Origin of the sequence: Bradyrhizobium sp. CB3481, assembly GCF_029714305.1 — a bacterium.
In the GTDB taxonomy this organism is placed as follows: Bacteria; Pseudomonadota; Alphaproteobacteria; order Rhizobiales; family Xanthobacteraceae; genus Bradyrhizobium.
In genome coordinates this window covers 3,735,929-3,761,002 of record NZ_CP121647.1, presented here as the reverse complement: position 1 = coordinate 3,761,002, position 25,074 = coordinate 3,735,929, and the positions used below count along the sequence as shown (strand labels likewise).

24 protein-coding genes and 1 pseudogene are annotated in these 25,074 nt (G+C 63.6%); 11 read left to right on the top strand and 14 right to left on the bottom strand.

The features are described from left to right. Positions 1-133 precede the first annotated feature (133 nt). Together QA643_RS18230 and QA643_RS18225 are read left to right on the top strand one after the other, a co-directional pair. Entirely contained in the window at positions 134-676 is a 543-nt protein-coding gene (locus QA643_RS18230; protein WP_283034461.1) for an RDD family protein, read from the top strand. Between the two features lie 188 nt (positions 677-864). Continuing rightward, a complete protein-coding gene (locus QA643_RS18225) occupies positions 865-1,641 on the top strand; it encodes an arginyltransferase (protein ID WP_283034460.1) in 777 nt (258 codons plus the stop codon). A 100-nt stretch (positions 1,642-1,741) separates the two neighbouring features. Here QA643_RS18225 and QA643_RS18220 read toward each other — a convergent pair whose 3' ends face one another. From QA643_RS18220 to QA643_RS18205, 4 genes are all read right to left on the bottom strand, one after another. Continuing rightward, positions 1,742-3,556 carry an SLC13 family permease gene (locus tag QA643_RS18220; protein ID WP_283034459.1) on the bottom strand — a complete coding sequence of 605 codons (1,815 nt, stop codon included), beginning with the start codon at positions 3,554-3,556 and terminating at the stop codon, positions 1,742-1,744. A gap of 61 nt (positions 3,557-3,617) precedes the next feature. Next, positions 3,618-5,318, bottom strand: coding sequence for a gamma-glutamyltransferase (ggt, locus tag QA643_RS18215; protein WP_283034458.1), 1,701 nt, complete (start codon positions 5,316-5,318; stop codon positions 3,618-3,620). A 45-nt stretch (positions 5,319-5,363) separates the two neighbouring features. After that, positions 5,364-5,585: an EmrB/QacA subfamily drug resistance transporter gene (locus QA643_RS18210; RefSeq protein ID WP_283034457.1), complete on the bottom strand. Its 222-nt coding sequence runs from the start codon at positions 5,583-5,585 to the stop codon at positions 5,364-5,366. Positions 5,586-5,596: 11 nt separating this feature from the next. After that, positions 5,597-7,231, bottom strand: coding sequence for an L-lactate permease (locus QA643_RS18205; RefSeq protein WP_283034456.1), 1,635 nt, complete (start codon positions 7,229-7,231; stop codon positions 5,597-5,599). Between the two features lie 314 nt (positions 7,232-7,545). Between QA643_RS18205 and QA643_RS18200 the strand changes: the two are divergent. Then, positions 7,546-7,953: pseudogene (locus QA643_RS18200) on the top strand (arginyltransferase); the annotation flags it as partial. 138 nt (positions 7,954-8,091) lie between these two features. Here QA643_RS18200 and QA643_RS18195 read toward each other — a convergent pair. Next, complete coding sequence (locus QA643_RS18195; protein WP_283034455.1) at positions 8,092-9,432, bottom strand: Nramp family divalent metal transporter; 1,341 nt, start codon at positions 9,430-9,432, stop codon at positions 8,092-8,094. 113 nt (positions 9,433-9,545) lie between these two features. After that, the gene (locus QA643_RS18190) at positions 9,546-9,773 is read right to left on the bottom strand and encodes a hypothetical protein (protein WP_283034454.1); all 228 of its coding nucleotides are present in this window, start codon (positions 9,771-9,773) and stop codon (positions 9,546-9,548) included. A gap of 51 nt (positions 9,774-9,824) precedes the next feature. Between QA643_RS18190 and QA643_RS18185 the strand changes: the two genes are divergently transcribed. The 4 genes from QA643_RS18185 (at position 9,825) to QA643_RS18170 (ending at position 14,579) form a co-directional block, all read left to right on the top strand. Beyond that, positions 9,825-10,739: a PspA/IM30 family protein gene (locus QA643_RS18185; protein ID WP_283034453.1), complete on the top strand. Its 915-nt coding sequence runs from the start codon at positions 9,825-9,827 to the stop codon at positions 10,737-10,739. Continuing rightward, positions 10,736-11,395 carry an OB-fold-containig protein gene (locus QA643_RS18180; RefSeq protein ID WP_283034452.1) on the top strand — a complete coding sequence of 220 codons (660 nt, stop codon included), beginning with the start codon at positions 10,736-10,738 and terminating at the stop codon, positions 11,393-11,395. Before QA643_RS18185 ends, QA643_RS18180 begins: the two co-directional genes overlap by 4 nt. Positions 11,396-11,398: 3 nt before the next feature. Beyond that, the gene (locus QA643_RS18175; protein ID WP_283034451.1) at positions 11,399-13,168 is read left to right on the top strand and encodes a flotillin domain-containing protein; all 1,770 of its coding nucleotides are present in this window, start codon (positions 11,399-11,401) and stop codon (positions 13,166-13,168) included. 166 nt (positions 13,169-13,334) lie between these two features. Then, a complete protein-coding gene (locus QA643_RS18170) occupies positions 13,335-14,579 on the top strand; it encodes an MFS transporter (RefSeq protein ID WP_283034450.1) in 1,245 nt (414 codons plus the stop codon). Positions 14,580-14,756: 177 nt separating this feature from the next. Here the strand turns inward: QA643_RS18170 and QA643_RS18165 are convergent, their stop codons facing one another. From QA643_RS18165 to QA643_RS18140, 6 genes are all read right to left on the bottom strand, one after another. Beyond that, positions 14,757-14,972 carry a hypothetical protein gene (locus QA643_RS18165; RefSeq protein ID WP_283034449.1) on the bottom strand — a complete coding sequence of 72 codons (216 nt, stop codon included), beginning with the start codon at positions 14,970-14,972 and terminating at the stop codon, positions 14,757-14,759. A gap of 75 nt (positions 14,973-15,047) precedes the next feature. Next, complete coding sequence (locus QA643_RS18160; protein WP_283034448.1) at positions 15,048-16,307, bottom strand: adenylate/guanylate cyclase domain-containing protein; 1,260 nt, start codon at positions 16,305-16,307, stop codon at positions 15,048-15,050. Between the two features lie 208 nt (positions 16,308-16,515). After that, positions 16,516-16,926, bottom strand: a complete 411-nt coding sequence (arsC, locus tag QA643_RS18155; protein ID WP_283034447.1) for an arsenate reductase (glutaredoxin) — start codon at positions 16,924-16,926, stop codon at positions 16,516-16,518. Then, entirely contained in the window at positions 16,923-17,606 is a 684-nt protein-coding gene (locus QA643_RS18150; RefSeq protein ID WP_283034446.1) for an MIP/aquaporin family protein, read from the bottom strand. Before QA643_RS18150 ends, arsC begins: the two co-directional genes overlap by 4 nt. Further along, entirely contained in the window at positions 17,606-18,133 is a 528-nt protein-coding gene (locus tag QA643_RS18145; RefSeq protein WP_283034445.1) for an arsenate reductase ArsC, read from the bottom strand. Before QA643_RS18145 ends, QA643_RS18150 begins: the two co-directional genes overlap by 1 nt. Beyond that, positions 18,126-18,488: a metalloregulator ArsR/SmtB family transcription factor gene (locus tag QA643_RS18140; RefSeq protein ID WP_283034444.1), complete on the bottom strand. Its 363-nt coding sequence runs from the start codon at positions 18,486-18,488 to the stop codon at positions 18,126-18,128. The genes QA643_RS18145 and QA643_RS18140 overlap by 8 nt, the downstream gene beginning before the upstream one ends. 115 nt (positions 18,489-18,603) lie before the next feature. Here QA643_RS18140 and QA643_RS18135 point away from each other — a divergent pair, with 115 nt between their 5' ends. From QA643_RS18135 to QA643_RS18120, 4 genes are read left to right on the top strand one after another with little or no spacing between them, the layout of a single operon-like run. Beyond that, entirely contained in the window at positions 18,604-18,936 is a 333-nt protein-coding gene (locus QA643_RS18135; protein WP_283034443.1) for a metalloregulator ArsR/SmtB family transcription factor, read from the top strand. A gap of 55 nt (positions 18,937-18,991) precedes the next feature. Continuing rightward, positions 18,992-20,356 (top strand): NAD(P)-binding domain-containing protein, encoded by a 1,365-nt coding sequence (locus QA643_RS18130; protein WP_283034442.1) that lies wholly within the window; start codon positions 18,992-18,994, stop codon positions 20,354-20,356. Positions 20,357-20,408: 52 nt separating this feature from the next. Beyond that, on the top strand, positions 20,409-21,572 hold the full coding sequence (locus QA643_RS18125) for an MFS transporter (protein WP_283034845.1): 1,164 nt from the start codon (positions 20,409-20,411) through the stop codon (positions 21,570-21,572). Then, positions 21,569-22,732, top strand: a complete 1,164-nt coding sequence (locus QA643_RS18120; RefSeq protein ID WP_283034441.1) for an MFS transporter — start codon at positions 21,569-21,571, stop codon at positions 22,730-22,732. The genes QA643_RS18125 and QA643_RS18120 overlap by 4 nt, the downstream gene beginning before the upstream one ends. 41 nt (positions 22,733-22,773) lie before the next feature. On the opposite strand, the gene QA643_RS18115 is transcribed toward QA643_RS18120, so the two are convergent. Together QA643_RS18115 and QA643_RS18110 are read right to left on the bottom strand one after the other, a co-directional pair. After that, positions 22,774-23,592 (bottom strand): N-acyl homoserine lactonase family protein, encoded by an 819-nt coding sequence (locus QA643_RS18115; protein ID WP_283034844.1) that lies wholly within the window; start codon positions 23,590-23,592, stop codon positions 22,774-22,776. A 152-nt stretch (positions 23,593-23,744) separates the two neighbouring features. Beyond that, a complete protein-coding gene (locus tag QA643_RS18110) occupies positions 23,745-24,623 on the bottom strand; it encodes a DMT family transporter (protein WP_283034440.1) in 879 nt (292 codons plus the stop codon). Positions 24,624-25,074: the final 451 nt, after the last annotated feature.

Below are 25,074 nucleotides of genomic sequence, written 5' to 3'. Positions count from 1 at the left end.
GGGACGACGGAAACGTTGTGATCCGTTCCGCTCGCACTCGAATATTGCGCGCTGTTAATGGTCGCAGGGCCTTGGCGCGAACCCTGCCGGTTCCCATGTGATCCCTGCATTCATTCGGCCTGGAGGACGGATCATGTCTTATAGCAACACTGGCGGCGCCTGGCGGAACGACGGCGGGGTGCCGCCGCATGCGTTCGATCCGGATCTGCAGCCGGAGCTGTTTCGCGGCGTGCTGACGCGGCGGGTTTTTGCCTTCCTGATCGACATCGTCGTGCTCTCGGTGCCCGTGATCCTCGGCTACATCTTCATCTTCCTGTTCGGCATCATCACGCTCACCCTCGGCTGGATGCTGTTCTGGCTGGCATGGCCGGCCACCATCGTCTGGGCGATCGTCTATTACGGCGCCTCGATCGGCGGCCCGCATTCGGCCACCATGGGCATGCGTGCCATGGACCTGGAGCTGCGGACCTGGTACGGCGCGCCGGGCTATTTCGTGCTCGGCGCCTGCCATGCCGTGCTGTACTGGGTCTCGATCTCCTTCCTGACGCCGCTGGTACTCTTGATCGGCCTGTTCAACGGCCGCCGCCGGCTGTTGCACGACATGATCCTGGGAACCGTGATCGTTAACAGCTCGGTCCGTACTCAGGTAGCGCCCGCCCCGCGCAGCAGCTATTGAGCGAGCAGCAAACCGATTGACCGCCCGCCTTCGGAGCGCAATGCTAGAGCCGATCCGTCCCCGAATTGAAATGAACCGGGGCCGGGCCGGCGTTTTTGATTCGTTGACGCGCTTTCTTAACGGGAACCGGTGTCTACTGGGCTCGAAAGCGCTATGGTTGACTTGTTTCGGAGGCGTGACGACCCGACGTGACCCAGCACTCGCGTGATACCCCGCAATTCTACCTGACGGCGCCCTCGCCCTGCCCCTACCTGCCGGGCCGGCACGAGCGCAAGGTGTTCACGCATCTGGTCGGCGACAAGGCCGGCGACCTCAACGACCTCCTGACCCATGGCGGTTTCCGCCGCAGCCAGTCGATCGCCTACCGTCCGGCCTGCGACCAGTGCCGCGCCTGCGTTTCGGTGCGCGTCATCGCCAATGAATTCCGCCCCTCGCGCAACTTCAAGAAGGTTCTGGCCCGCAACGCCGACATCATCGGCGAGCAGCGCAGCGCGGTGCCGACATCCGAGCAATATTCGGTGTTCCGCGCCTATCTCGACAAGCGGCACCGCCACGGCGGCATGGCCGACATGACCGTGCTCGACTACGCCATGATGGTGGAAGACAGCCATGTCGAGACCCGCATCATTGAATACCGCAAGCGCGGCGTCGATACCGGCATCACCGGGCGTGGCGAGGAGCTGATCGCGGTGGCGCTCACCGACGTGCTCAGCGACGGGCTGTCGATGGTGTACTCGTTCTTCGAGCCGTCGCAGGCGAGCCGCTCGCTCGGCACCTTCATGATCCTCGACCACATCACCCGTGCCCGCCGGCTCGGGCTGCCTTACGTCTATCTCGGCTACTGGATCGAGGGCTCCAAGAAGATGGACTACAAGGGCCGCTTCCTCCCGCAGCAGCGGCTGGCGCCGTCCGGCTGGCTGCGCGTGGATGCTACCGGCGAAGCGCTGGCCGAGCCGCAGGATTAGGGAGACCCCCTCATCCGCCTTGAATGCGGGAGTGGCCATCGCAGGCCATCGCATCATCTGCCGCGGCCAGTCCCTTCGGCAAGGGGTGCTTCGGTGCCGTTCAGAACGCCCAGTAAAGCGGAATGACGACCACGGTAACGACGAATGCCCAAGCCGTGACAATGAGGCCGAGCTTCCAAAAATCGCCGAACCGGTATCCTCCTGGCCCATAGACCATCAGGCTTACGCCATTGGCGAAAGGCGTCAGGAAGGATGCGCTCGCCCCCATGGCGACACCCAGCATCATGGGAAGCGCAGAAACGCCCAATTCAGAAGCGGTGGCCAAGCCGATCGGCATCATGACCAGCGCTGACGAAGTGTTGGAAATGAATTGAGTCATGACTGCCGATACCAGAAAGATTCCCGCCAGCACGGCAAGCGGGCCGGCAAAGCCCAGCGCACCAACGACATAGTCTCCGATCAGGGCGGCTGCGCCGGTTTTGGTCATCGCGGTCGCGGGCGGTATCATCGCCCCGATCAGGATGCATGTATTCCAGTCGATGCCTCGATAAAACTGCGGAAGCGTCAATACCCGGGTAATAACCATGAGGGCCGCGCAAAGCACCGCGGCGATCGGCGGGGGAACAATTTCGAAGGCAAGCAGGATGAAGAGCAGCAGCAGGATGGCAATCGCCGCGGGCGCGCCTTGGCCCAGAGCCACAGCCTGCTTCTGCACGACTTCGGGGGAATCGACGACCAATACCTTTGGATCGGAAAGGTACTTGTCCAGGGCTTTCCACGTTCCCTGCAGCAGAAGGTGATCGCCGGCGCGCAATGCAACGGGCTCCCGGCGCATTTCGATGCCGCCTCGTTGTAACGCCAGGATCATGAGATCGCCGTCCTCCGTCGTCATCCCGGGGAACACTGATTGTCCGATCATCTTGGAGCGCAACGGGATAACGACTTCCGCCAGCCCGGAAGCGCGACTAAGCAGCACGTCGGCAATGGGGTCTGCCTTCTCGTATTCGCGAACGGCGAGGTGCATATCGAGCGCAAACCGCCCGGCCGTCTCGGCATCACCGCGGACGAGCACCAGGTCACCTTCGGCGATCTCTGCACGTTGCAGCGGGGTCGCACGATCGCCCTCCAGCAGAGCGACCAGATGGAGGCCCACATAGTCCTTCAGGTCGACGTCGGCACGCGCCTTGCCGATATAGGGTGATGTCGAGCGAACGCGAAGATGATGCAGCCCGTCTTCGAGACGGTATTGTTCGACGAGGGTTTGTGCGTGGGCGCTGAAATCGGAGGGGATCGACAGACTCCGTCTTTCCGGCAACAACCACCGCCCAAAGAACAGAGTAATGACAATCGTGCCCGCGAGGAGCGGGATACCCAGCACCGACCACTCGAGGAAGCCGATATGCCCCACGCCTGCCTCGTCGGCCTGCGTCGCCGCAATCACGTTGACGGGGGTACCCAGCAAGGTCAGCTTGGAGCCGGTCAGGCATGCGAATGCGAGCGGAATCATGAGGCGAGACGGTGCGACGCCGGTCCTCACCGCGACCACCACGATGATGGGCAACATTGCTGCCACCGCGCCGTTCATGCCGATCATTCCGCTAAAGACAGCAGCCACGATCATGATGGCGACCATGCGCCACGTTTCGTTCCCGCCGGTGTGGCGAATCAGGAGTTGACCGGCCCAAGCGCCCACTCCAGCTGTTTCAAGTCCCGCTCCGATCGCGAGCAACGCCGCAATCAGAATGACCACCGGATCGCCAAAACCGGCGAGGGTTTCCTGCATCGTTAGTATGCCCGTGAAATACAGCGCCAGCGACGCGCAGACTGCGACCACCGCCGCGGGCACGGGGTTCCACGCGAAGAGCACCATGGCCGCGGCGATGATCGCCAGCGTCATGATTATCTGCGTCGTCATGTGACTTGCTCCATCGGACGCGCAGTTCGATTACTGCCAGCGCCTCATGGTCCGGCCGCGATCAATAGCCCAAGGCAGCGCCGTCGCCCCGCGGATCGGCTCCACCCTCGAGGTGCCCCTGATCGCGATTGACGCGGATGGCCTGTGCGTGCCCCAGATTGTCGTTCCAATCGGTGACCATCTGAACCGGCTGGCCTCGCCGTTTCAGTTCCCGGGCGACCTCATCCGAGATGCGGCCTTCAAGCGACAGATTGCGCGACCGCACACCCCACGTGCGGCCCATCAGCCAACGCGGCGCCTCGATCGCCTGCTGCACGTCATAGCCGAAATCAATGATGCGGGTGGCGAGCGCGGCCTGTGATTGCGGCTGCCCTTCGCCGCCCATCGATCCAAACGCGAGGTAGGGCTGGCCGCCCCGCATGAGCAGCGCGGGGATCAGGGTGTGGAACGTCCGTTTGCCCGGCTGCAAATGGTTGGGATGCTTCTCGTCAAGCGCAAAGAAGGCGCCGCGGTTCTGCAGGATGATGCCGGTGTCGCCGCCCATCATCGCGCTGCCGAAGTCGTGATAGATGGACTGGATCAGCGACACGACCATACCGTCGCGGTCGGCGGCGCAGAAATAGCACGTGTCGCCGTCAGGCGCTCGCCGCTCGTGTGGATGGGCGTAAGCGATACCCGCCGGCACCTTGCCGACATCGAGCGCCCGCTCGGAATCGATCAAACGCCGGCGCTCATTGACGTAAGCCGGGCTGATGAGTTGCTGCACCGGAATCTTCACGAAATTCGGATCGGTCAACCACTCCTCTCGATCGGCAAATGCAACCTTAACCGCCTCGGCCATGTGGTGGTAATAGTCGGCCGTTCCGTCCCCCCAAGCGATCACATCGTAACCCTCGATCAGCTTGAGGATCTGCAATGCAGTGAATCCTTGAGTGTTGGGCGGTAGTTCGTATGCATCGTAGCCACGGTAGCTGGCCGTGATGGGCTCGACCCATTCCGCGTGGAAGGCGGCAAAGTCATCGGCCGTCAGCGGTGAGCCGTGGGGCTGCAAGCCCGCACAGATGCGGTCGGCAATCTCCCCTTCATAAAAGCCCTTCCGTGGGCCCCGGCTGGCGATCTGCTGGAGCGAACGGGCAACATCGCCCTGCACCAAACGTTGGCCTTCGCGAGGAACGCGCTTGTTGGGCAGGAAAATCGCTGCGGTCGCCGCGTAGGCGGCCAGTATAGGTTCGTCCTGCGCCAGCCAGTCGGCGAGCGAACGGGTAACGGTCATGCCGTCGCGTGCATACTCAATGGCAGCGTCGAACAGCTTGTCCCAGGGAAGCCGACCAAACCGTTCATGCGCCAAACGCCAGCCGTCGATTGCGCCGGGGACGGTCAGAGCGCTCAGCGCGCCGCGCGCCGGAATCTCGTTGTCCTTGCTCCGTGCGCGATAATAGTCGAGCGTTGCCTTGCGCGCGGCCGGCCCGCTTGCATTTATTCCATGGACCTGGCCGGCTTGCGGCTCTGCGATCAACCAGAAGCCATCGCCCCCCAATCCCGCCATGTGAGGATAGACAACGCAAAGGACGGCGTTCGCCGCGATGGCGGCATCCACGGCGCTACCTCCGTGCTGCAGCATGTTGAGCCCGGCCGCACTGGCAAGATAATGCGGCGTTGAGACCACGCCGTGTGGCGCGTAGGTCGGGGGACGCCCGCTGCGCGGGCCATTGGGATGACTCATCTTCGCCTCCTGATACTCAGCAGCGACCGCCGAAGGCATCAATTTCTCCGGCCGCAAACGTGACGACCGCGGCCCTTGCGGGCGCTACGACGTCCGGTCATCGAACTCCATGCCGACGTCCCTGATCCTGTCGGCGGAGTGATCCATGTAGCGTGTCCAGACGGGCAGCACGCCGCCGGCGACAAGATTGAGGAAGCCGATCCACCAAACCAGATAATTGCCGGCCGCCGTGCCCCAACTCGTGATCGGGAATGCGGCGAGCAGAAGCACCAGCGCGAGAGTCTCGGCCTTCAGCTTTTTGTCCATGGCGCCCTCCGCTATCGCGCCCAAACAACCAGTGCGATCGTTGCCGCGCCCGTCAGGACGGCAACGAGGACCGTCCAGGGCATGGTGATGCGCAGAACCGCACCCTCCTGGCCCTTTACGCCGGCGATGCTTGTGCCGAGCACGATGTTGGCTGGCGCGATTGCATTGCCATAGGCACTGCCGGCCGCTTGCGCGGCAATAATGGTCTCTTTGGACATCCCGTGCAGCTGAGCGACGCTGCTCTGCACAGCACCGAACAGCACGCAGGAAGCGGTGCTGCTGGATGTCATGAAGGCGCCGAGCGCGCCGATAACACTGGCGATGCCGGCGTACACCAGCGGCGGCGACGCCGCGGCAATGCCGTAGGCGAGAGTCAACACCTGGCCGCTATGATCCAGGATACGGCTCGTCACCAGGAACGCGATCACCGGCACCGAAGCAGGCACGGCATCGACGAGTAGTGCGGCCCAGATGCTCTCCGGCTGGTGGCGCGTTGCCCAGGCGCGATAGTAACCGCCGGCGCTATACACAATCCAGACGATCACGGCGGTGATCAGCAACATCATGCCGGGATGCGTAAAGACCGTAATGGGCGCATAGCGCTCGACCGCGGCATTCTGGACGCCAAAGCCGGTCTCAACGGCCGGAAACGGCAGCCCGACCTGAATCTGCCGCATCAATTCGTTGATCGCCGGAATCAGGAGGACGCCAAGGGTCACGGCCGTCAGCACAATATAAGGCAGGAACGACATCGAGAGGCTCATCACCGGCGCCTCCTCTTTTTGTTCGCTCCCCCGTGTTTCCATCATGCCCGGCCGTTCTGGAATCTCCTCGATCGGTATCGGCTCGCCGTATTTCTTCCAGCGCGATAATGGATAAAGCGCGAGAAGCGCGACGGCTCCGGCCAGGAAGGTCGAAAGCTCGGGACTAAAGAGGGCCGTCAAAAGCTGCCCGACGCCGAGAATGGTGCCGAGGATCAGTACCAGCGGCCACGCATGACGCACTGCCGGTCCCTTGCCGTAAAGCCACACGACAAGGAAACCGCCCAGATAGGTCGGTATGAGGATCAGCAGTGCGGACTCATAGGCGGCCCTAACGACGTCTTCGAGATTGGAGACTCGCACCAGTGCCAGCCAGCCGACCCCAAGGGTGCCGAAGAACCTCGCCCAGGCATGTGCGAGAACGCCCATCGCCACGGCATGGATCGGCTTTACACCGACCGTGATGAGCAGCGGCACGACCACGGCAACGGGGGCACCGAAGCCGGCAATGCCTTGCAGGAACGACGCGAACACCCAGGAGAGCGCCAGAATGATGAAGAGGTCATTGCGGCTGAATCTGGCTATGCCTTTTCGCAACGCGTCGTAGGCGCCGGCCTGCTTGGTGATCTGGTAAAGCAACAACGCCGGCCAGATCACATACAGAATGAAGACGGCGTCCCACACGCCCTTCGCGCTTGCAACTGCCAGCGTCTCCCACGGCGTCCGAAAGGCGAGCACCGCCACGATGGCGGCGGTGAACATCGCCATGGGTCCCGCTTCGGGAGCGCGCCAGCGAAGCGGAACAAGAAATACGAGCAGTGCGATAATCGGTAAGACCGCCAATACCCAATGCAGAAGATCAACCGGAACCTGCGTGGTTTGCATCTACTTCGTCCTGCTTGCCCCATCGCGGCTTCGCGGGATCTTCTCTTGTTCGCCATTCACTCAACGCCGGCCTCCACGTTGAGGGTATGCAGGGTAGGCTTCGAACCGTTCGGACGGTGAAACGCGATGCGTGACCGGACGTTTCCGCCTACCTAGGCGAGCAATTTTCTCAGGCATATACACCCGATGGCGCCTCCCTTGCAACTCGTCATCACTACTTTCGATTGTTCTACAAATAAATTACAATCTTGGATAAAATGGCCGCGTTTTCGTGCGTTCACAGCGATGTTCACCCGAAGAACGTCTCGCAGAGCGGCATGGCCGACATGACCGTGCTCGACTACGCCATGATGGTGGAAGACAGCCATGTCGAGACCCGCATCGTCGAATACCGCAAGCGCGGCGTCGACACCGGCATCACCGGCCGCGGCGAGGAGCTGATCGCGGTGGCGCTCACCGACGTGCTCAGCGACGGGCTGTCGATGGTGTACTCGTTCTTCGAGCCGTCGCAGCAGAGCCGCTCGCTCGGCACCTTCATGATCCTCGACCACATCACCCTTGCCCGCCGGCTGGGACTGCCTTACGTCTATCTCGGCTACTGGATCGAGGGCTCCAAGAAGATGGACTACAAGGGCCGCTTCCTGCCGCAGCAGCGGCTGGCGCCGTCCGGCTGGCTGCGGGTGGATGCGACAGGCGAGATGCTGTCCGAGCCGCAGGATTAGGCTGTCACCACAACGCCACCTGTCATCACCCGCGCAGGCGGGTGATCCAGTATTCCAGAGACAGCAGTGATGAAATGAGACGCCTCGGCGTACTGGGTCGCCCGATCAAGGTCGGGCGACGACAGCGGGAGTGCGGCACTATCCGAAGAACGTCTCGAACAGCAGCTTCACGTTCAGTGCGACGATCACGCCGGCGACGATCCAGGCGATGGCTGAAACCCAGCGCGGGATGACGAACTTGCCCATCTTGCGCTTGTCGGAGACGAACTTGACCAGCGGAATGACCGCGAACGGCAACTGCATCGACAGGATGACCTGGCTGAACACCAGGAGCTGGCTGGTGCCGCGCTCGCCATAGAGCGCGGTGACGATTACGACCGGCACGATGGCGATGCCGCGGGTCAACAGCCGCCGCGCCCAGCTCGGCAGCCGCAGATCCAGAAAACCTTCCATCACGATCTGGCCGGCCAGCGTCGCTGTCACCGTCGAGTTGAGGCCGGAGGCGAGCAGCGCCACCGCGAACAGGGTCGAGGCGATGCCCAGCCCGAGCAGCGGCGATAACAATTCAAACGCCTGGCCGATCTCGGCGACCTCGGTCTTGCCGGTGGCATGGAAAGTAGCGGCGGCAACGATCAGGATCGCGGCGTTGATGAACAGCGCCAGCATCAGGGCGATCGTCGAATCCGTGGTCGCCCATTTGATCGCCTCGCGGCGGCCCTGGTCGTTGCGCTCATACGCGCGGGTCTGCACGATCGAGGAGTGCAGATAGAGGTTATGCGGCATCACGGTGGCGCCGATGATTCCGATCGCGATGTAAAGCATCTCCGGATTGGTGACGATTTCGGTCGAGGGCATAAAGCCCTGCAGCACCGCGGCGACCGGCGGCGCGGCGGCGGTGATCTGGATCGCAAAGCAGATCGCGATCACGATCAATAGCGAGATGACGAAGGCTTCGAGGAAGCGAAAGCCCTTGTTCATCAGCAGCAGCAGCAGGAAGGCGTCGAGCGCGGTGATCAGCGCGCCGCCGATCAGGGGAATGCCGAACAGAAGTTTTAGCGCAATCGCGGTGCCGATCACTTCCGCCAGATCGCAGGCGATGATCGCGGCCTCGCAGGCCACCCAGAGCAGGAAGTTCACGGGACGCGAGAAACTGGCGCGGCAGGCCTGCGCAAGGTCGCGGTCGGTGACGATGCCAAGGCGTGCGGCGAGTGCCTGCAGCAGGATCGCCATCAGGTTCGACAGCAGGATCACCGACAGCAGCGTGTAGCCGAACTTCGAGCCGCCGGCGAGATCGGTGGCCCAGTTGCCGGGGTCCATGTAACCGACCGAAACCAAATAGCCGGGTCCGAGGAAGGCCAGGAGCCGCCGCGACCAATGCCCGCCAAAGGGCACTCTGATGGTCGAATTCACTTCGGGCAGGCTGCGCTGCGCGCCAGCGGCGGCATCCGCGCGCCATCCGGCGGCAGTCGTGTCAGTCATCGGTAAACTCTCGGCCGTGGTCTTTGGGCCCAATCCGGGCGTTCGGGCGTCCATTGCGACAAGATGGCCGATATTCGTCCTTATTGCAACTCATTTGCAACTGCATCTAGCGATCACGAAAATGATACCGGCGCCTCGGCTAGAAAGTACTGGGGAAGTACTTTATGATCGTTGCCATGATCAAGCTCCCGGTCGAAACCCCAACGGCCACGCTGCGATACGCCCTCACCCCCGACGAGGCCGGCATCGCCGCCATCGAGGCGACCTTTGCCGCCTACGACCGGATGATGGCGATCCTTGCCGAGGTCGCGCCCGTCGGCGCCAACCTCGTGGCCCTTCACGCCCAGGCTTACGAAAGAATCCGCACCGAGACCGGCCTGCCGGCGCGCCTTGTGACGCTCGGGCTGCGCGACCGCGCCAGCTACGTGGCTGACGCAGCGGTGCGCAGGATTCCGCTCGACGACAAGTTGTTTGCGATCAAGGGACCAACTTCACTGACCATTAGCACTGTCCAAGGACGTGTCTTGGTGCCGTTCGATGTGCCGGGCTACGTTGCCGGCTGGGAAAGCCCCTTCCCGGCTCACCTGGTCTCGGACGGTCATGACTACGAAATTCAGATCGCCGTCAAATCGAAATCAGTCCAACCGGAGGAGAAGACCATGCTTCACGAAGGCATTCTTGCACGTATGGGCCGGCTTCTTGCCGCCATTGCCAGCCAGACCATCGACAACGCCGAGAACAGCAACAAGGTCGCGCTGGTCAAGCAGGCGATCCGCGAAATCGATGCTGGCGCCGACGAAGCGCGTTACGCGCTCGGCAAATCGCGTGCCGAGGAATTCCGCCTGAAGCGGCGGCGCGAGGAGCTCGACGCCGAAGTGTCGGCGTTAACGGAAAAAATCCGTCTCGCGATTGCAGAAAATCGCGAGGATCTCGCGCGCGCCGGCGTCGCACGGCAAATTGATCTGGAATCGCAGACCATCGCGCTCGAGCGCGCGATGGATTTCGTCGAACTCGAAATCGATGAGCAGACCAAGGCCTTGCAGGCGATGCTTGGCGCGCGACGTGAAGCGGAGGTCCGCCTCGCCGATCTCGAGGCGAGCCTTGTGCAGCAAGCGCCTCTTGAAACCGGACGCGGGGTTCCCACGACTAAAACGGTAAGCGCCGACCGCGCGATGGCAGCGATTGCACGCGTAACGGGTGTGCCCGCTTCCAGCGTGCTCGGCGACAAGGAGCTCGACGAACTCGACCGGCTGCATCGCGAAAAGGAAATCGCAGCAAGACTTGAAAGGATCAAATCGCAGCAATGAGTGCAGTATCCGACCTGCTGCTGGCGCCCGATGTACGTCCCTTTGCAATTGCCGCCGGAATCATGCTGGCGCTCGGCGGCATCGAATTGCTGACGACGCTGGTCGGATTTTCGATCAGCGAACTCCTCGGCAAGGATTTTGCGGTCGAAGCCGACAGCGACAGCGGCCTCGGTGGCATGTTTCTGTGGGTCAACGCGGGCCGGTTGCCGCTGCTGGTCCTGATCATCCTCGCACTCGGCCTATTCTCGATCGCAGGCTTCTTCCTGCAGGGTCTCGCCCATGGTGCGGGGCTCTCCCTCCCGGCCCCGATCGCGGCGCTGGCTGCCGCGGCCGTCAGCCTTCCGGCCATCCGCGTCACCAGCCGCGGCATCGCCCGCATCATCCCGCGCGACGAGACCTATGCGGTTGATAACGCCGACTTCGTCGGCAAGGTCGCCGAGGTCTCGGTCGGGCCGCTCGACCAGGGATTGCCCGGCCGCGTCCGTCTCAAGGATGTCTTCGGCAACTGGCATTCTCTGGTGGCGCGCGCCAGTCCCAATTCCGCACCGCTCCCGGTCGGCGCCAGCGTGCTGCTGGTCGACCGTGACGCCAAGAGCTTTATTGCCATTTCCGCCCCCGCCGACCTCATTGCGCAACAACATTCAGACAGGGCCTAACACATGTGGGAACTTGCAATACCCGTCACCATTGGCGTCATCGTCGTTCTTGTTATCGGCCTGCTGCTTGCCAAACTTTATCGCCGCTCCACCCGTGACGAAGCCTATGTCCGCACCGGTCTCGGCGGACAGAAGGTCGTGCTCGACGGCGGCTCGATCGTGCTGCCGGTGTTCCACTCGGTCGCCGCGGTCAATCTGAAGACGCTGCGGCTGGAAGTCGCCCGCGGCGGTCCGGATTCGATGATCACCAAGGACCGCATGCGCGTCGACATCGGCGCCGAATTCTACCTGCGCGTCAAACCCGACACCTCCTCGATCGCGCTCGCCGCGCAGACGCTCGGCAGCCGCACCAACAATGCCGGCGAGCTGCGCGAGCTGATCGAAGCCAAGTTCGTCGACGGCCTGCGCTCGGTCGCGGCCACCATGCATCTCGAAGAGCTGCAGGAGCAGCGCGCCACCTTCGTCAAATCGGTGCAGGACGCGGTCGGCGCCGACATCCAGAACAACGGCCTCGAGCTTGAATCGGTGTCGCTGACCCGGCTCGACCAGAGCGACATCAAGCATTTCAACCCGAGCAATTTCTTCGACGCCCACGGCCTGACGACGCTGACCAAGATCACAAGGGAGCGTGAGCAGGAGCGCAACCAGATCGTCCGCACCACCGAGGTCAACATCGCGCAGCAGGACCTCGTGGCACGCCAGACCACGCTGACCATCGAGGCCACCAAGCGCGAGGCGGAGCTGGCGCAGCAGCGCGACATCGCCAACAAGACGGCGGCGATGCGCGCGCAGACCGCGCAGGTCGAGCAGACCGCGCTGCAAAACGAGGCGGAGTATCGCATTCAACAGGAGCTGGCGGTCGCCAACAAGCAGACCGAGGCCAACCAGGCGCGCGACACCCGCAAGATCGAGGCCGATCTGGCGGTGAAGCGCCGCAACACCGAAATGGAGCGCGACCTGCAAATCGTGGCGCAGGAAAGCGCCATTGCGGTCGCCAACAAGAGCAAGGAGCAGTCAGAGGCGCAGACGGTTGCCGAAACCGCGCGGGCGCTGGCGATTGCGGCGGAGGAAAAGGTCACCACCGCCAAGGCGGTCGAAATCGCCGAGCGCGACAAGATCATCAACGTGATCGCGGCGCGCAAGGCGGCCGAGACCGAGGCGATGCCGATCACCGTGATGGCGGAAGCCGAGAACCAGGCCGCGACCAACAAAGCGGAAGCCATCACCATGCTGGCCAAAGCCGACGCCGATGCCGCGACCACCCGCGCCGCCGGCGTCAAATCGCTCGGTCAGGCCGAGGCCGAGGTCGCCGCGCTGAAGGCGGAAGCGCGCAACAAGCTCAGCCAGGCGCTGGTCGACTACGATCTCACCATGGCGCGCATCAACGTGATCCCGAGCGCGCTCGCCGAAGCGGTCAAGCCGATCGAGAAGATTTCGGACATCCGCATTTTCGACACCGGCGGCATGCTCGGCCGTGGCGGCGGAAACGGCGCGATGAACGGTCACAGCAATGGCCTTGGCCTCGGCGATGGCCTTGCGGCGCAGTTGTTGTCGGTCTCGGCCTTCAAGCCGATCATCGACAAGATCCTCGCCGAAGGCGGCTTTGCCGCAGGCCCGGACGCGCTGACCAGCCTGACGAATGCGTTGGCTGCGCAGCAATTGGCCAATCCGGCCGAACCGCCCGCGATCGAATCTGATCTTGATGATGACGTGATATCCCCGCCCACGACGATCTCGGGAACGGGCAAGGCCACGCTCGGTCCGAAATCGTAAGGCCTCCGGGAACTTCGATCGTTCCATCAAATCGAAAGAGGCCTGCCGCATTTTTCGCGGCGGGCCTTTTTCTTGCGTTGGCGCGCCTCTGCCTTTGTCGGGAAACGGGTGGGTTCGATCCTCCTGAGCTCGGACAATGGAGGTATCGAATCTCAGGGAATTTGCCATGTCCACTGTCGACACGCCGCGCCTGCCGAAAACCTTCAACCGCCTGGCCTGGTCCAACCTCGCGGCCCAATCGGCCGAGCAGATTGCGCTGGCCGCGGCGCCAATCGTGGCGGTGCTGCTGCTCGAGGTCGGCGAAGGCCAGACCGGCCTGTTGCAGACCGCGTTGACGCTGCCCTTCATCCTGTTCGCGATCCCCGCCGGCCTCCTCGCCGACCGCATTTCGCGGCGCTTTGTGATGGTCGCCTCCGAGGCGCTGCGGGCCGCGGCGCTTGCCGGAATCCTGCTCCTGCTCTGGCTCGGGTCGATGACGCTGCCGCTGCTATCGCTGCTCGGCTTCATCGCGGTCTGCGGCACAGTCGCCTACAGCGTCGCCGCGCCGGCGCTGGTGCCGTCGCTGGTGACATCTGAGCAATTGCCGGCGGCCAATGCACGGATCGAGCTGGCGCGCACTATCGCATTCGCCAGCGGCCCGGCGCTCGGCGGCGTACTGGTCGGCTGGGTCGGCGCCGCACCGGCCTTCGGCGTTGCCGCGGCGCTATCGGTGATTGCCGTCGTGCTGCTGTCGGGGATCCATGAGCCGGCGCGCGCGCCGGCCCCACGCCGCCATCCGCTGCAGGAGATCAGGGAAGGCGCCGCTTTCGTGCTGCACCATGCGTTGCTGCGGCCGGTGTTCATCACGCAGTTCATCTTCAATACGGCGTCGTTCCTGCTGCTGGCGGTGTTCGTGCCCTATGCCGTGCGCCATCTCGGACTGTCCGCCACCGGCGTCGGCGTGACGCTTGGGATGTATGGCGTCGGCATGGTGGTCGGCGCGCTCGCGGCGACGCGGGTGATGGCGCGGCTCGCCTTCGGCACCGTGATCGGGCTCGGCCCGATCACTGGCTTCATCGCCGCCGCCATCATGGCGCTGACCACGCTTCTGCCGGTGCCGTGGCTCGCGGGCCTCAGCTTCTTCCTGCTCGGCGCCGGCCCGATCCTGTGGGTGATCTCGACGACGACGCTGCGGCAATCGGTGACGCCGCCATCGCTGCTCGGCCGCGTCTCCGCCATCAACATCATGAGCTATGGCGCCCGGCCGCTCGGCTCGGCGTTAGGGGCCATCGTCGGCGGACTCTATGGCGCAGAAGCCTGCCTCTATCTGGCCGCCGCGATCTTCGCCGCGCAGGCGCTGGTGATCTGGGTGTCGCCCGCCGTCGCGCTGGCGCAGCAGCCGGAGATGGTCGGCGAACCGGCAGGGTGCTAGCCGAGGAGAGTGTTGGTGTCCCGGACGCGGTGCAGCGCTTCTGCAGCGATGCACCGCAGAGCCGGGACCCAGAGCCCGTTAAAATGGGCCCCGGCTCTGCAGCGCATCACTTCGTGCTGCGCCGCGTCCGGGGCACGGGAGACACCAAGCGGCTTTGCCGAGCGTCGTTAAGCGCGCTCACGGCCGCATGAACATGAAATCGGTGTCGGGATCGCAATTGTCGGCGACAAAGCGCAGCTCCGACTGAACGTCGGCGACCGAGCGGCTCTCGAGATATTTCGCGACCAGAAGGCCGAGCAGCGCGCGAAAGACGCTGTCGGGCCCGAGGCCCGCGCCCTCCGCATCCGCAATGGCGGTGGAGAAATGACGTGTAGCGATCTCAGTTGCTGACATGCGGTTTGCACCTCTCTCGCCAGTTAAGACCGCAGCGGAGTCACATGCCTTGACGTGCATCAATGCCGAAAGGAGCTATGACGTCAGATACCGCTCGTACTTCCCCGCCACGACCTCGTCCGCCGCGATGTCAGGATCGAGCGTATACAAATCCTGCGCGCGGCCGATGCCGCGTAGCGCATAGCGGCCGGTAGAGACCAGGTAGTTTCGTCCGGCGGCGTCGAGCCCGTTGCGGAATGCCGATGACACCAGGAGCTCACGGTCGACCGAACGGCACATCGAGGCGATGCGGCTGACCTCGTTCACCGCCGGCCCCACCACGGTAAAGTCGAGCCGGTCGTCGCTGCCGATATTGCCATAAAAGACCTCGCCGACATGCAGCCCGACATGGGCCGAGGTCGCGGGGCGGCCCTCCGCGCTGCGGCGGGCGTTGAGCGTCCTCATGTTGCGGCGGAAGCGATGCTCGGCGCGCAGCGCGGCGCGCTTGGCCTTTGCCATGTTCTCATGGGTGAACATCGCCAGCACGCCATCGCCGATCAGTTTCAGCACCTCGCCGCCGGCGTCATGGATGGCGTCGATCGAGGCCTCCGCATAATCGTTCAGGAACGGAATGATCTCGCCGGGATCGATGCTCTCGCTGATCGCGGTCGAGCCGCGCAGATCGGAGAACCACAGCACCGTGTTGATCTGCTCGGTGATACCGCGCGTCATGCGGCCGCGCAGCACCTGCTCGGCGGTGTCGCGCCCGAGATAGACCCGCCCCAGTGTCTTGGTGATGTCGGCCTGTGCTGCGGATTTGATCGCGAGCCCGAGCACGGGCACGAGGTCGCGCAGCGCCGCCAGCCCCTGCGTACCAAACCCCTCGTCGCGCCGGGTCACCCAATAGGAATAGACGCAGTCCATCTGCCCCATGGTGCCGGCCTCGCCGAACTGGTGCACATAGGCGACGAGGTGCTTATGCCCCTTGTCGGCGAGTTCGTTGACGAACTTGAAGCGCTGGACCGCCCGGTCAGCGAGGTCGATCGGCAACTCGGAAAAGCCCTGTTCGAGCATGTGATAGAAGATCGAGCTGCGCCAGGCCTCCGCGGCTTCGCCCTCATTGGTCGAACCATATTCGAAGACGTCGCTCTCGTTGGTTTCGGCATCGTTCCAGCGAAAGCCGCGCCCTTCGAAGATCGGGTGCAGCGTGTCGATGAAGACCATGCCGCGCGAGACGTGCAGACCTTCGGCGCAGCAGCGCTCGCAGAAGCCGCGGATCAAATCGTTTTCGGGCAAGCCGGTGAGGCCCTGGCTGACCAGCCAGTTCGTCAGGCGTAGACGGGGCGTGAGTTCCATGCGGCCATTATGCCGTGCAATCGTGACGGGTGGAAGGCTGATGCCGGCCAACATTCCCCGGACTCTGCGCAGCGCCGTAAGCGCGTTTACGCGCGTCTTAGACGCGCTGTGGTGATGCGCTGCTGATCCGGGGTCCATGTGTCAGGCACGGGTCCCGGCTCTGCGGCGCGTCACTGCGTGCCGCACCGCGTCCGGGACGCGAGAAACATCAGACCGGCTTTGCGCGCGTCACCGCCTCGCCGTCTTCCTTGACGAAGGACTCGACGGGCTTATCGAGCAGGTCGAGCACCAGCTCCGACGGCCGGCACACGCGCACGCCCTTGGCCGTCACCACGATCGGCCGCTGGATCAGGATCGGATGCGCCAGCATGAAATCGATCAGCTCGTCGTCGCTCCACTTGGGATCGGCAAGGCCCAGCTCGGCATAGGGCGTGCCCTTCTCGCGAAGCAGCTCACGCGGCGTAATGCCGAGCGCGTTGATCAATTCGACCAGCCGTGCGCGGCCCGGCGGCGTCTTCAGATACTCGATTATCTCCGGCTCCTCGCCGCTCTGCCGGATCATGGCGAGCGTGTTGCGCGAGGTGCCGCAGGCGGGGTTGTGATAGATCGTGACGGTCATGGCCGCGCCTCCTTGATTGCTGACCCACCGAGCAGCCAGCCCATGACCGCCAACGCAACAAGCGCCCCACAGGTTTCGGCCACGATGAAACCGGGAAGGTCCACGGGACGAATGCCCGAGAACGTGTTGGTCAAGGCGCGGGCGATTGCCACGGCCGGATTGGCGAACGAGGTGGATGCCGTGAACCAATAGGCCGCGGTGATATAGAGACCGACCAGCCAGGGCACAGCGGCGAGATTGAACCTGATGCCGCCCAAAATAGTCGCGATCAAGCCGAACGCCGCGACAGCTTCGGCAAACCATTGCGCACCGCCGGTTCGCATCTTCAGCGAGACGTCGATCAAAGGCAGCGCGAACATCCCATGCGCGATCACGGTCCCGGCAATGCCGCCGGCAATCTGCGCAAGGATGTAAAGCGGCGTCTCGCGCGGGGTCAGCTCGCCCTTCAAGGCAAAGACCAGCGATACGGCCGGATTGAAATGCGCGCCGGAAACAGGTCCGAGAATGGTGATGAGCACGACGAGGATGGCGCCGGTCGGCAGCGTGTTGCCGAGCAGCGCCAGCGCAACATCCTTGGTCAAGGTCTCGGCCATTACGCCGGAGCCGACCACGGTTGCGACTAAAATCGCGGTCCCCAATGCTTCGGCTGCGAGCCGGCGTGGCAGATCGAATTCCTGCATCAGGATGCCCTGTTCCGACCAGAGGTAGCGCCCTCGCCGCGGCCAATGTCGCGCAGCCTGGTGCCAAGCGACAATTTGTCGATGCTTTGCAGCGGCAGGCTGGTGAAGGCGGCAATTCGATTCTTGAGATAGCGAAACGCCGCGACGAAGGCCGATTCTTTCTCGATATTCGTTCCCTCGACCGCCGCCGGATCTTCGATGCCCCAATGCGCGGTCATCGGCTGTCCGGGCCAAACCGGACAGGATTCGCCCGCGGCATTGTCGCAAACCGTGAAGACGAAATCCATCACGGGCGCATCGCTGCGGGCGAACTCCTCCCAACTCTTCGAACGCAACCCTTCCGTCGGGTAATCGAGGCGGTTGAGCACCTTGATCGCGAACGGATTGACCACGCCCTTCGGCTGGCTCCCTGCGGAGAATGCGCGAAAATTGCGGCGGCCCTCCTTGCGCAGGATCGATTCCGCCAGAATCGAACGAGCTGTGTTTCCAGTACACAGGAAGAGCACGTTGTAGAGGCGTTCAGACATGGGCTTTCCTCCTTGTCTTCGGCGGACAACAAGGCGTGAGGTCTTCAATCAATGGCCCGCAGATTTCGGGGCGTCCGTCGCAGCAATCGCGCAGCATGAACACGACCACGGCCTGAAAGGCCTTGAGATCGGCACGATAGAAGATCGAGCGGCTGACGCGGCGCGCCGTCACGAGCTTCGCCCGAGACAGGATCGACAGGTGCGAAGACATGGTGTTCTGCGGGACCGCCAGCTTCTTGGCGATGTCGCCGGCAGCCAGCCCGTCGGGCTCATGCTTCGCCAGCAGCCGAAACACATCGAGGCGCGTCGACTGGGCCAGCGCGGCCAGCGCAAGAATGGTTCGTTCAGAATCCATATATCGAGATTTATCGATATATTTGTCGCTGTCAATCTTTGTGTGCGCGCCGCCATATTTCTATAATTCTAGAAATACGGTTGACAGACTTGCCGCGCGCTGTCATCCTGCCGTTATGAAAATCGATGACGCAGCCGCTCATCTCGAAGCACTGGGCAATCCGACCCGGCTCAAGATCTACCGCGCGCTGATCCGCGCCGGCGGCGCCGGCCTCGCCGTCGGCCGCCTGCAGGAGAAGCTGAAGATCGCGCCATCCACCCTCTCCCACCACATCAAGGCGCTGATGGTGGTGGGGCTGATCAACCAAGTGCGCGAGGGGACGACGCTGGTTTGCCATGCCAACTACGAAGTGATGCGGGAGCTTGTGGGGTTTCTGGTTGCCGAATGCTGCACGGAGAGCGCCGAAAGCCCTGATACCAAGACCGCTGATACCAAGACCGCGGCCTAGCAGCCGCTTTTTTCTCGGCTTCTATTTCGGTATTTCTAGTTATATGGGAGGACTTATGAGCGAAGCCAAGACTGTTGCGATCATCGGAGCCGGGCCGGTTGGCCTTGCCGCCGCCGCCCATGTGCTGGAGCGCGGCTTGCAACCGATCGTTTTGGAAGCTGGAGAAAATGTCGGCCACGCCATGCGGCAATGGGGCCATGTCCAGCTGTTCTCGCCATGGGAGTACAACATCGACAAGGCCGCGGCGCGGCTTCTGGCAACAACCGGCTGGAATTCTCCCGAACCGCAGCAGTACCCAACCGGCGCCGAACTGGTCGAACGCTATCTCGAGCCGCTTGCGGCCCACGCCGCGCTCGCCCCTCACATCCAGACCTCAAGCCGCGTCACGGGCATCAGCCGCACCGGCTTCGACAAGATGAAGACCAGGGGCCGCGAAGCGGCGCCGTTCGAGATCAGGTACCAGAACGGACTGGGCCCCAAGGTCATCAAGGCTGATGCGGTGATCGATGCAACCGGCACCTGGCATTCGCCGAACCCCGCAGGGGCCAATGGCCTTCCCGCGATCGGTGAGCAGGATGTCGCGGGCAAAATCGCCTACGGCATGCCTGACGTGCTCGGCAAGGAACGCGCGCGCTATGCTGGCAAGACGGTCGCCGTGCTCGGCGCGGGCCATTCTGCTGTGGGCGCGCTGATCGATCTGGCGAAACTCGCCGAGCAGGCACCCAGCACCCGGCCGATCTGGCTATTGCGCGGCAGTGATCCCGCCAAGGCATTCGGCGGCGGCGCCAACGACAGGCTGGTGGCGCGCGGCCAGCTTGGCGAGGCGTTTGCCGCGCTGGTGGCCGCCGGCCGGATCGAGCTGCAAAGCGAATTTCGCGTTTCGCATCTGATCGCCGAGGGCCCTCGCCTCATCATCGCAGCCATGTCGAACTGCAGCGCCCGGCGAATCATGGCCGATGAACTGATCGTGGCGACGGGTTTCCGCCCCGATCTCGATTTCGTGCGCGAGCTGCGCATCCGGCTCGACCCGGCGATCGAATGCCCGGTTGCGCTGGCGCGGCTGATCGATCCGAACGAGCATAGCTGCGGCACCGTGCGCCCGCATGGCGCGCGCGAACTGGCGCAGGATGAGCCCGGCTTCTATTTCGCCGGCATGAAATCCTACGGCCGCGCGCCGACTTTCCTGATGCTGACAGGTTACGAACAGGTGCGTTCGATCGCCGCCGACATCGCCGGCGACCGTGCGGCGGCGGAACGGGTCGAGCTGGTGCTGCCGGAGACCGGCGTCTGCAGTCGCTCGCTCGCGCCAGAGGTCAGCAATTGTTGCGGCGGCCCTGCATTATCGGATGTTGACGCGTGTTGCGTCGCGGATGAAAAAGCAAAGCAGCAAGGCAAAGCAGGCTGCGGCTGCGCGGCCTGATCGATCGGGAGTGAGCAGAATCTATCTGGAGGGCCGATCCGTTATTATCGCAATGTGCGTGGGGCAGCTCGGCAGCCTGCTCCCGCATGTCGTCGTGCCTTCCATTCTCGCCGCATTCCTGATTCCGGAATGGCATCTGAGCGGCGCGCAGGCCGGCCTGCTAGCGGGCTCGGGCGCCGCCGGATACATGGTGACCGTGCCGGTGCTGGCAACGCTCACGGATCGTATCGACGCGCGGAAAATCCTGATCGCAGGGTCGGCGTTGAGTGCGCTCGGCACGCTGCTGTTCGGCCTGTTCGCCACCGGCCTGTGGTCCGGCGCCCTTTTCAACGCGATGGCCGGCGTCGGCTTTGCCGGCGCCTATATGCCCGGCCTCAAGGCGCTGACCGACCGTCTCGCGCCCGGCGACTCCTCCCGCGCGATCACGCTGTACACCTCGAGCTTCTCGTTCGGCGTCGGCGTATCGTTTCTGGTTTCGCAGCTTGTCGCCGAGGCCTGGGGCTGGCGCAGCGCGTTTTTTGTCACCGCCGTCGGGCCCCTCATCATGCTCACCGTCTGCCTGCTGTTGCGCCCGGTCAATCCGGCGCCCGCCTCAGGCAAGCTCTTGGATTTCGCGCCCGTGTTCCGGAACCGCAGCGCTATGGGATTTGTGCTCGGCTACGGCGCGCATTGCTTCGAGCTGTATGGCATCAGGACCTGGATCGTGGCGTTCTGGACGTTCGTGGCCGCAAGGAGTTCGGACGCTTCGCTCCTGACGCCGATCGTGGTCAGCGTGGTATTCTCCGTACTGGCGATGCCCGCCAGCATCCTTGGCAATGAGCTCGCGCTGCGGTTCGGCCGCCATCGCGCCATATCCACCGTGATGTTTGCCTCCGCCGCAGTGGCGATCCTGATCGGCTTCTTCGCCGACAAGTCACCGTGGCTGCTGCTGCCCCTGATCCTGATCTATGCCCTGACCGTTCCCGCCGATTCCGGCGCGTTGACCTCGGGCATGTCGATGTCTGCCGACCCGAACCACCGCGGCGCGACCATGGCGATGCATTCCACTGTCGGCTTCAGCCTTTCCGCACTCGGCGCCTGGGCTGTCGGCGTGGCGCTGGACGCAGCGGGAGGGCCGCAAAGTTCGTCGGCCTGGATGGCGGCATTTTCCGTGCTGGCGACCGGCATCCTGCTCGGGCCGCTGGCGCTCCACTGGTCGAGGCAAGAGACGACGTGAACCGCAGCCAGATTTCCATCATCATCGCACTCGGCACGACGCAAACGCTGGCCTGGGCATCCAGCTACTATCTGCCGGCAATCCTTGCCGATTCCATCGCGCGCGATCTCGGCGTCTCCTCGAACTGGATCTTTGCGGCGTTCTCCGCATCACAGGTGATTTCCGCGGTGCTGGCACCGCGGATCGGACGCCAGATCGACCTGGTCGGCGGCCGCTCGGTGCTGTCGATGTCCAACCTGCTGCTCGCGGCCGGCCTCGTGCTGCTCGGCTTCACGACATCGATCCCGATGCTCGTGATGGCCTGGCTGCTGCTCGGCGTCGGCATGAGCGCCGGTCTCTATGATGCCGCCTTTGCCGCACTCGGGCGCATCTATGGCGATGCGGCGCGGCGCTCGATCACCGGCATCACGCTGATTGCGGGCTTTGCCTCGACCGTCGGATGGCCGCTGTCGGCGCTGGGGCTGGAGACGATCGGCTGGCGCAACACCTGCTTTGCCTGGGCGGCGGCGCACATCCTGCTTGGGCTGCCGCTGAACCTGCTGGTGTTGCCGGCGGTGAAAGGCGCCAAGGCGGCGGTGGCCGCCGCCGTCAAGCCGCACATCCCGATCGACCGCACCATGATCATCCTCGCCTTCGTGTTTGCCGCGGCCTGGACCGTCACTGGCGCAATGGCGGCGCATTTGCCGCGCCTGATGGAGGCGGCGGGCGCGACGACGACACAGGCGGTGTTCGCCGGCGCGCTGATCGGCCCGGCGCAAGTGGCGGCGCGGATCTTCGAGGCCAGCTTTCTCAGCCGCTACCATCCGCTGGTCTCGACCCGCCTTGCCTGCATCACGCATCCGATCGGCGCCGCCATCCTCGGTCTCGCCGGCGGCGGCGCGGCCAGCCTGTTCGCGGTGTTCCACGGCTCCGGCAACGGCATCCTGACGATCGCCCGCGGCACGCTGCCGCTCGCGATCTTCGGTCCCGAGAATTACGGCTATAGGCTCGGCATCATCGGAGCGCCGGCGCGGATGGCGCAGGCCGCCGCGCCGCTATTGTTCGGCCTCCTGATCGATGCGATGGGCGCGCGGGTCCTGATCGTCTCCTCCGCGCTCAGCCTCTCGGCGCTGCTCGCACTGTTCCTGCTGCGCAAGCAGGCGGCACAGTCGACGTCCTGAGCGGAATGCGAGCGGCTGACCCGCTATCGCCGGTTTGACATTCAGTCATAGTACTCCGGCGACATCTTCAACCCGTCGCGTTGCGCCTTGTCGTGGTTGATCCATAACTGCGCTTTTTCTTTCGTCAGCACGTCCGATATTTTCTGCATCGAGGCCAGCGTCGCATCCTTGCTGACATTCATGGCGGGCACGCCGCGATTGTCCCAATTGGCTTTGAAATGCACGGCATCGCCGGAAAGAACGACCGTGCCAGTCCTGGGTAGCTTTACCAGCAATGATTGATGCCCGGGCGTATGTCCCGGCGTGGAAAGAATGGTGATGCTACCGTCGCCGAACACATCGCGATCGCCTTCCAGTTTCGTCACGGGGTGTTCGGGCTTGAACCGAGGCTGGTTGTTGGCGGCGGGCCACTCATATTCGGCTTTCTGGACATACAGCATTGTCGTTGGGAACAACTCGACATTGCCGACATGATCGGGATGCGTATGAGAAATCGCCATCCCCTTGAGATCGGAGGGCTTTACGCCGAGCTGATCGAGCTGCGCCGCGAGCGTCTTGGGCCGCCGCCAGTGAACCGCCCTCGGATCGGCCGGCGCCAAGCCGCCGGGCATTGCCGCAACCGCATCGGTGACGCCGGTATCCCAGAGGAACCAGCCCTGCGCATGCTTGATCAAATAGCAATTGTCGACGAAGTCCATCGACTTCCCTTCGTTGACGCCGGGCGACCAACGGGAGATGTCGCCGGCGACGCCCTCACCACAATTCAAGATGTAGAGCTTCTCGACGCCCGGACTGCCCGATTGCGCATGGCCGCTTCCGATGGACACCGCACCCGTCAACAGCACCAGGGCAAAACCCATTGTTCTCGTCACGTTGCTTCCTCCACTGTTGGCAGGTCCGGCCGCTGTGTCCGCCGCCTGAATCTACCTCAACGATGTCGCAAATGATGATGGCTTACGAATTTTTGATCGTTATCGCCGACAGCGACGTTGCAGCATTACCTTCGCAAATCCTACGCCTTCTTGACCTCCGAGGTCGCGATCCAGATACCCGCAAACACGGCGACCAGCCCGACCACAAGGTTGGGCGTGATCGGCTCGCCGACGAGCTGGGTGGCAAGCAGCGCTGCGGCGACCGGATTGATCGTCATGGTATTGGCCACCCGCGTCGGCGAGGCCCGTTGCAGCGCCAGGACCCACAAGATAAAGGCGAGCGCGCCGCCGGCAAAGCCGAGGTAAACGCCCGCGATCCATTGCGGTGCTCCGAACTGGCTCAAAGCCGCGATGCTTCCGGTCAACGATCTCACCACGACCAGCGCCAGCGCACCCGTCCCCATGCCGAGGGTGAGGAAGCCGAGCGCGCTGGAGCGCTGGATGAACGGTCGGGACCAGACGTTGTAGAACGCCATGCAGAGCACGGCGGCGGTCATGATCAGTTCGCCGCGCCAGGCGCCCGGCGGCGCGGCCGACAATCCGGTCGCGAGCGCGGCTGACACGCCGAGCACGGCAATACAGACCCCGATCAATTTCCGTCTCGTCAGCGGCTCGATGCCGAGCAGCGCGCCGACCACCATGGTGTGCAGCGGCAGCGTCGCCAGCGCCAGCGAAGCCCGCGCCGCCGTCGTGTAGGACATCGCGATATTATAAAGGACAAAGAACACACCGAAGAAGGCGAAGCCGAGGGCGGCGACGGCAGGCCAATCCTGCCGCTTCGGCCATCGCGCCTTCAGCAGTAGCGCCGCCGGCAACACGCAAGCGAAGCCGATTCCCCAGCGCAGGATCGCCAGCGTGATCGGATCGGTGTTGCCGGCAAGATAGCGCGTGATCGCCGCCGCGGTCCCGCCCAGACAGCTCGATAGCAATGCGATCGCGACGCCAACCCATTCGCCCAACGCCGTGTCCTCGCTTCTCGTCGCGCCATCGAATTCAGCGCCTGCTACACATGTGATCGCGGTTGATCGCATGCGCTATTCAAAACTGTTGATCATCCGAATCTTTTTGACAGTTGGCAGTACGTGTCAGCAGGAAGTTGGTAGCGGGTCTTAAGGAGTCCCAACGCGGAGTCATGAATCATGCGTTTGAGCGAGCGATCGTCGTCGGCACGCGTGCCTGTAGACGATCCAACCTATTCCTGACGGATTGCCGCCGGTTGTCCCCGACGCGGGGCTCGGCCTAAAAACGCCAACGGAGGCCACAGCCTCCCTCTGAAAAAGCATGCTGGTACAATCAGTTGGTGCGAGGCTCGGCAGATTAGCTAATTACGCGTCAATCCCTTGGTAAATTTCAATCAATTGTCCCTATCCGGCATAGGATGCCGTCAAGAAGTTTTTGCCATGAAGAATT

Excerpts from the sequence above, each read along its gene's own strand:
- QA643_RS18230 (WP_283034461.1), top strand. The coding sequence starts at position 134 with ATGTCTTATAGCAACACTGGCGGCGCCTGGCGGAACGACGGCGGGGTG.
- QA643_RS18220 (WP_283034459.1), bottom strand. The coding sequence starts at position 3,556 with ATGACGACGCAGATAATCATGACGCTGGCGATCATCGCCGCGGCCATG.
- ggt (WP_283034458.1), bottom strand. The coding sequence starts at position 5,318 with ATGCCTTCGGCGGTCGCTGCTGAGTATCAGGAGGCGAAGATGAGTCAT.
- QA643_RS18210 (WP_283034457.1), bottom strand. The coding sequence starts at position 5,585 with ATGGACAAAAAGCTGAAGGCCGAGACTCTCGCGCTGGTGCTTCTGCTC.
- QA643_RS18205 (WP_283034456.1), bottom strand. The coding sequence starts at position 7,231 with ATGCAAACCACGCAGGTTCCGGTTGATCTTCTGCATTGGGTATTGGCG.
- QA643_RS18195 (WP_283034455.1), bottom strand. The coding sequence starts at position 9,432 with ATGACTGACACGACTGCCGCCGGATGGCGCGCGGATGCCGCCGCTGGC.
- QA643_RS18180 (WP_283034452.1), top strand. The coding sequence starts at position 10,736 with ATGAGTGCAGTATCCGACCTGCTGCTGGCGCCCGATGTACGTCCCTTT.
- QA643_RS18175 (WP_283034451.1), top strand. The coding sequence starts at position 11,399 with ATGTGGGAACTTGCAATACCCGTCACCATTGGCGTCATCGTCGTTCTT.
- QA643_RS18170 (WP_283034450.1), top strand. The coding sequence starts at position 13,335 with ATGTCCACTGTCGACACGCCGCGCCTGCCGAAAACCTTCAACCGCCTG.
- QA643_RS18165 (WP_283034449.1), bottom strand. The coding sequence starts at position 14,972 with ATGTCAGCAACTGAGATCGCTACACGTCATTTCTCCACCGCCATTGCG.
- QA643_RS18160 (WP_283034448.1), bottom strand. The coding sequence starts at position 16,307 with ATGGAACTCACGCCCCGTCTACGCCTGACGAACTGGCTGGTCAGCCAG.
- arsC (WP_283034447.1), bottom strand. The coding sequence starts at position 16,926 with ATGACCGTCACGATCTATCACAACCCCGCCTGCGGCACCTCGCGCAAC.
- QA643_RS18150 (WP_283034446.1), bottom strand. The coding sequence starts at position 17,606 with ATGCAGGAATTCGATCTGCCACGCCGGCTCGCAGCCGAAGCATTGGGG.
- QA643_RS18145 (WP_283034445.1), bottom strand. The coding sequence starts at position 18,133 with ATGTCTGAACGCCTCTACAACGTGCTCTTCCTGTGTACTGGAAACACA.
- QA643_RS18140 (WP_283034444.1), bottom strand. The coding sequence starts at position 18,488 with ATGGATTCTGAACGAACCATTCTTGCGCTGGCCGCGCTGGCCCAGTCG.
- QA643_RS18135 (WP_283034443.1), top strand. The coding sequence starts at position 18,604 with ATGAAAATCGATGACGCAGCCGCTCATCTCGAAGCACTGGGCAATCCG.
- QA643_RS18130 (WP_283034442.1), top strand. The coding sequence starts at position 18,992 with ATGAGCGAAGCCAAGACTGTTGCGATCATCGGAGCCGGGCCGGTTGGC.
- QA643_RS18125 (WP_283034845.1), top strand. The coding sequence starts at position 20,409 with ATGTGCGTGGGGCAGCTCGGCAGCCTGCTCCCGCATGTCGTCGTGCCT.
- QA643_RS18115 (WP_283034844.1), bottom strand. The coding sequence starts at position 23,592 with ATGGGTTTTGCCCTGGTGCTGTTGACGGGTGCGGTGTCCATCGGAAGC.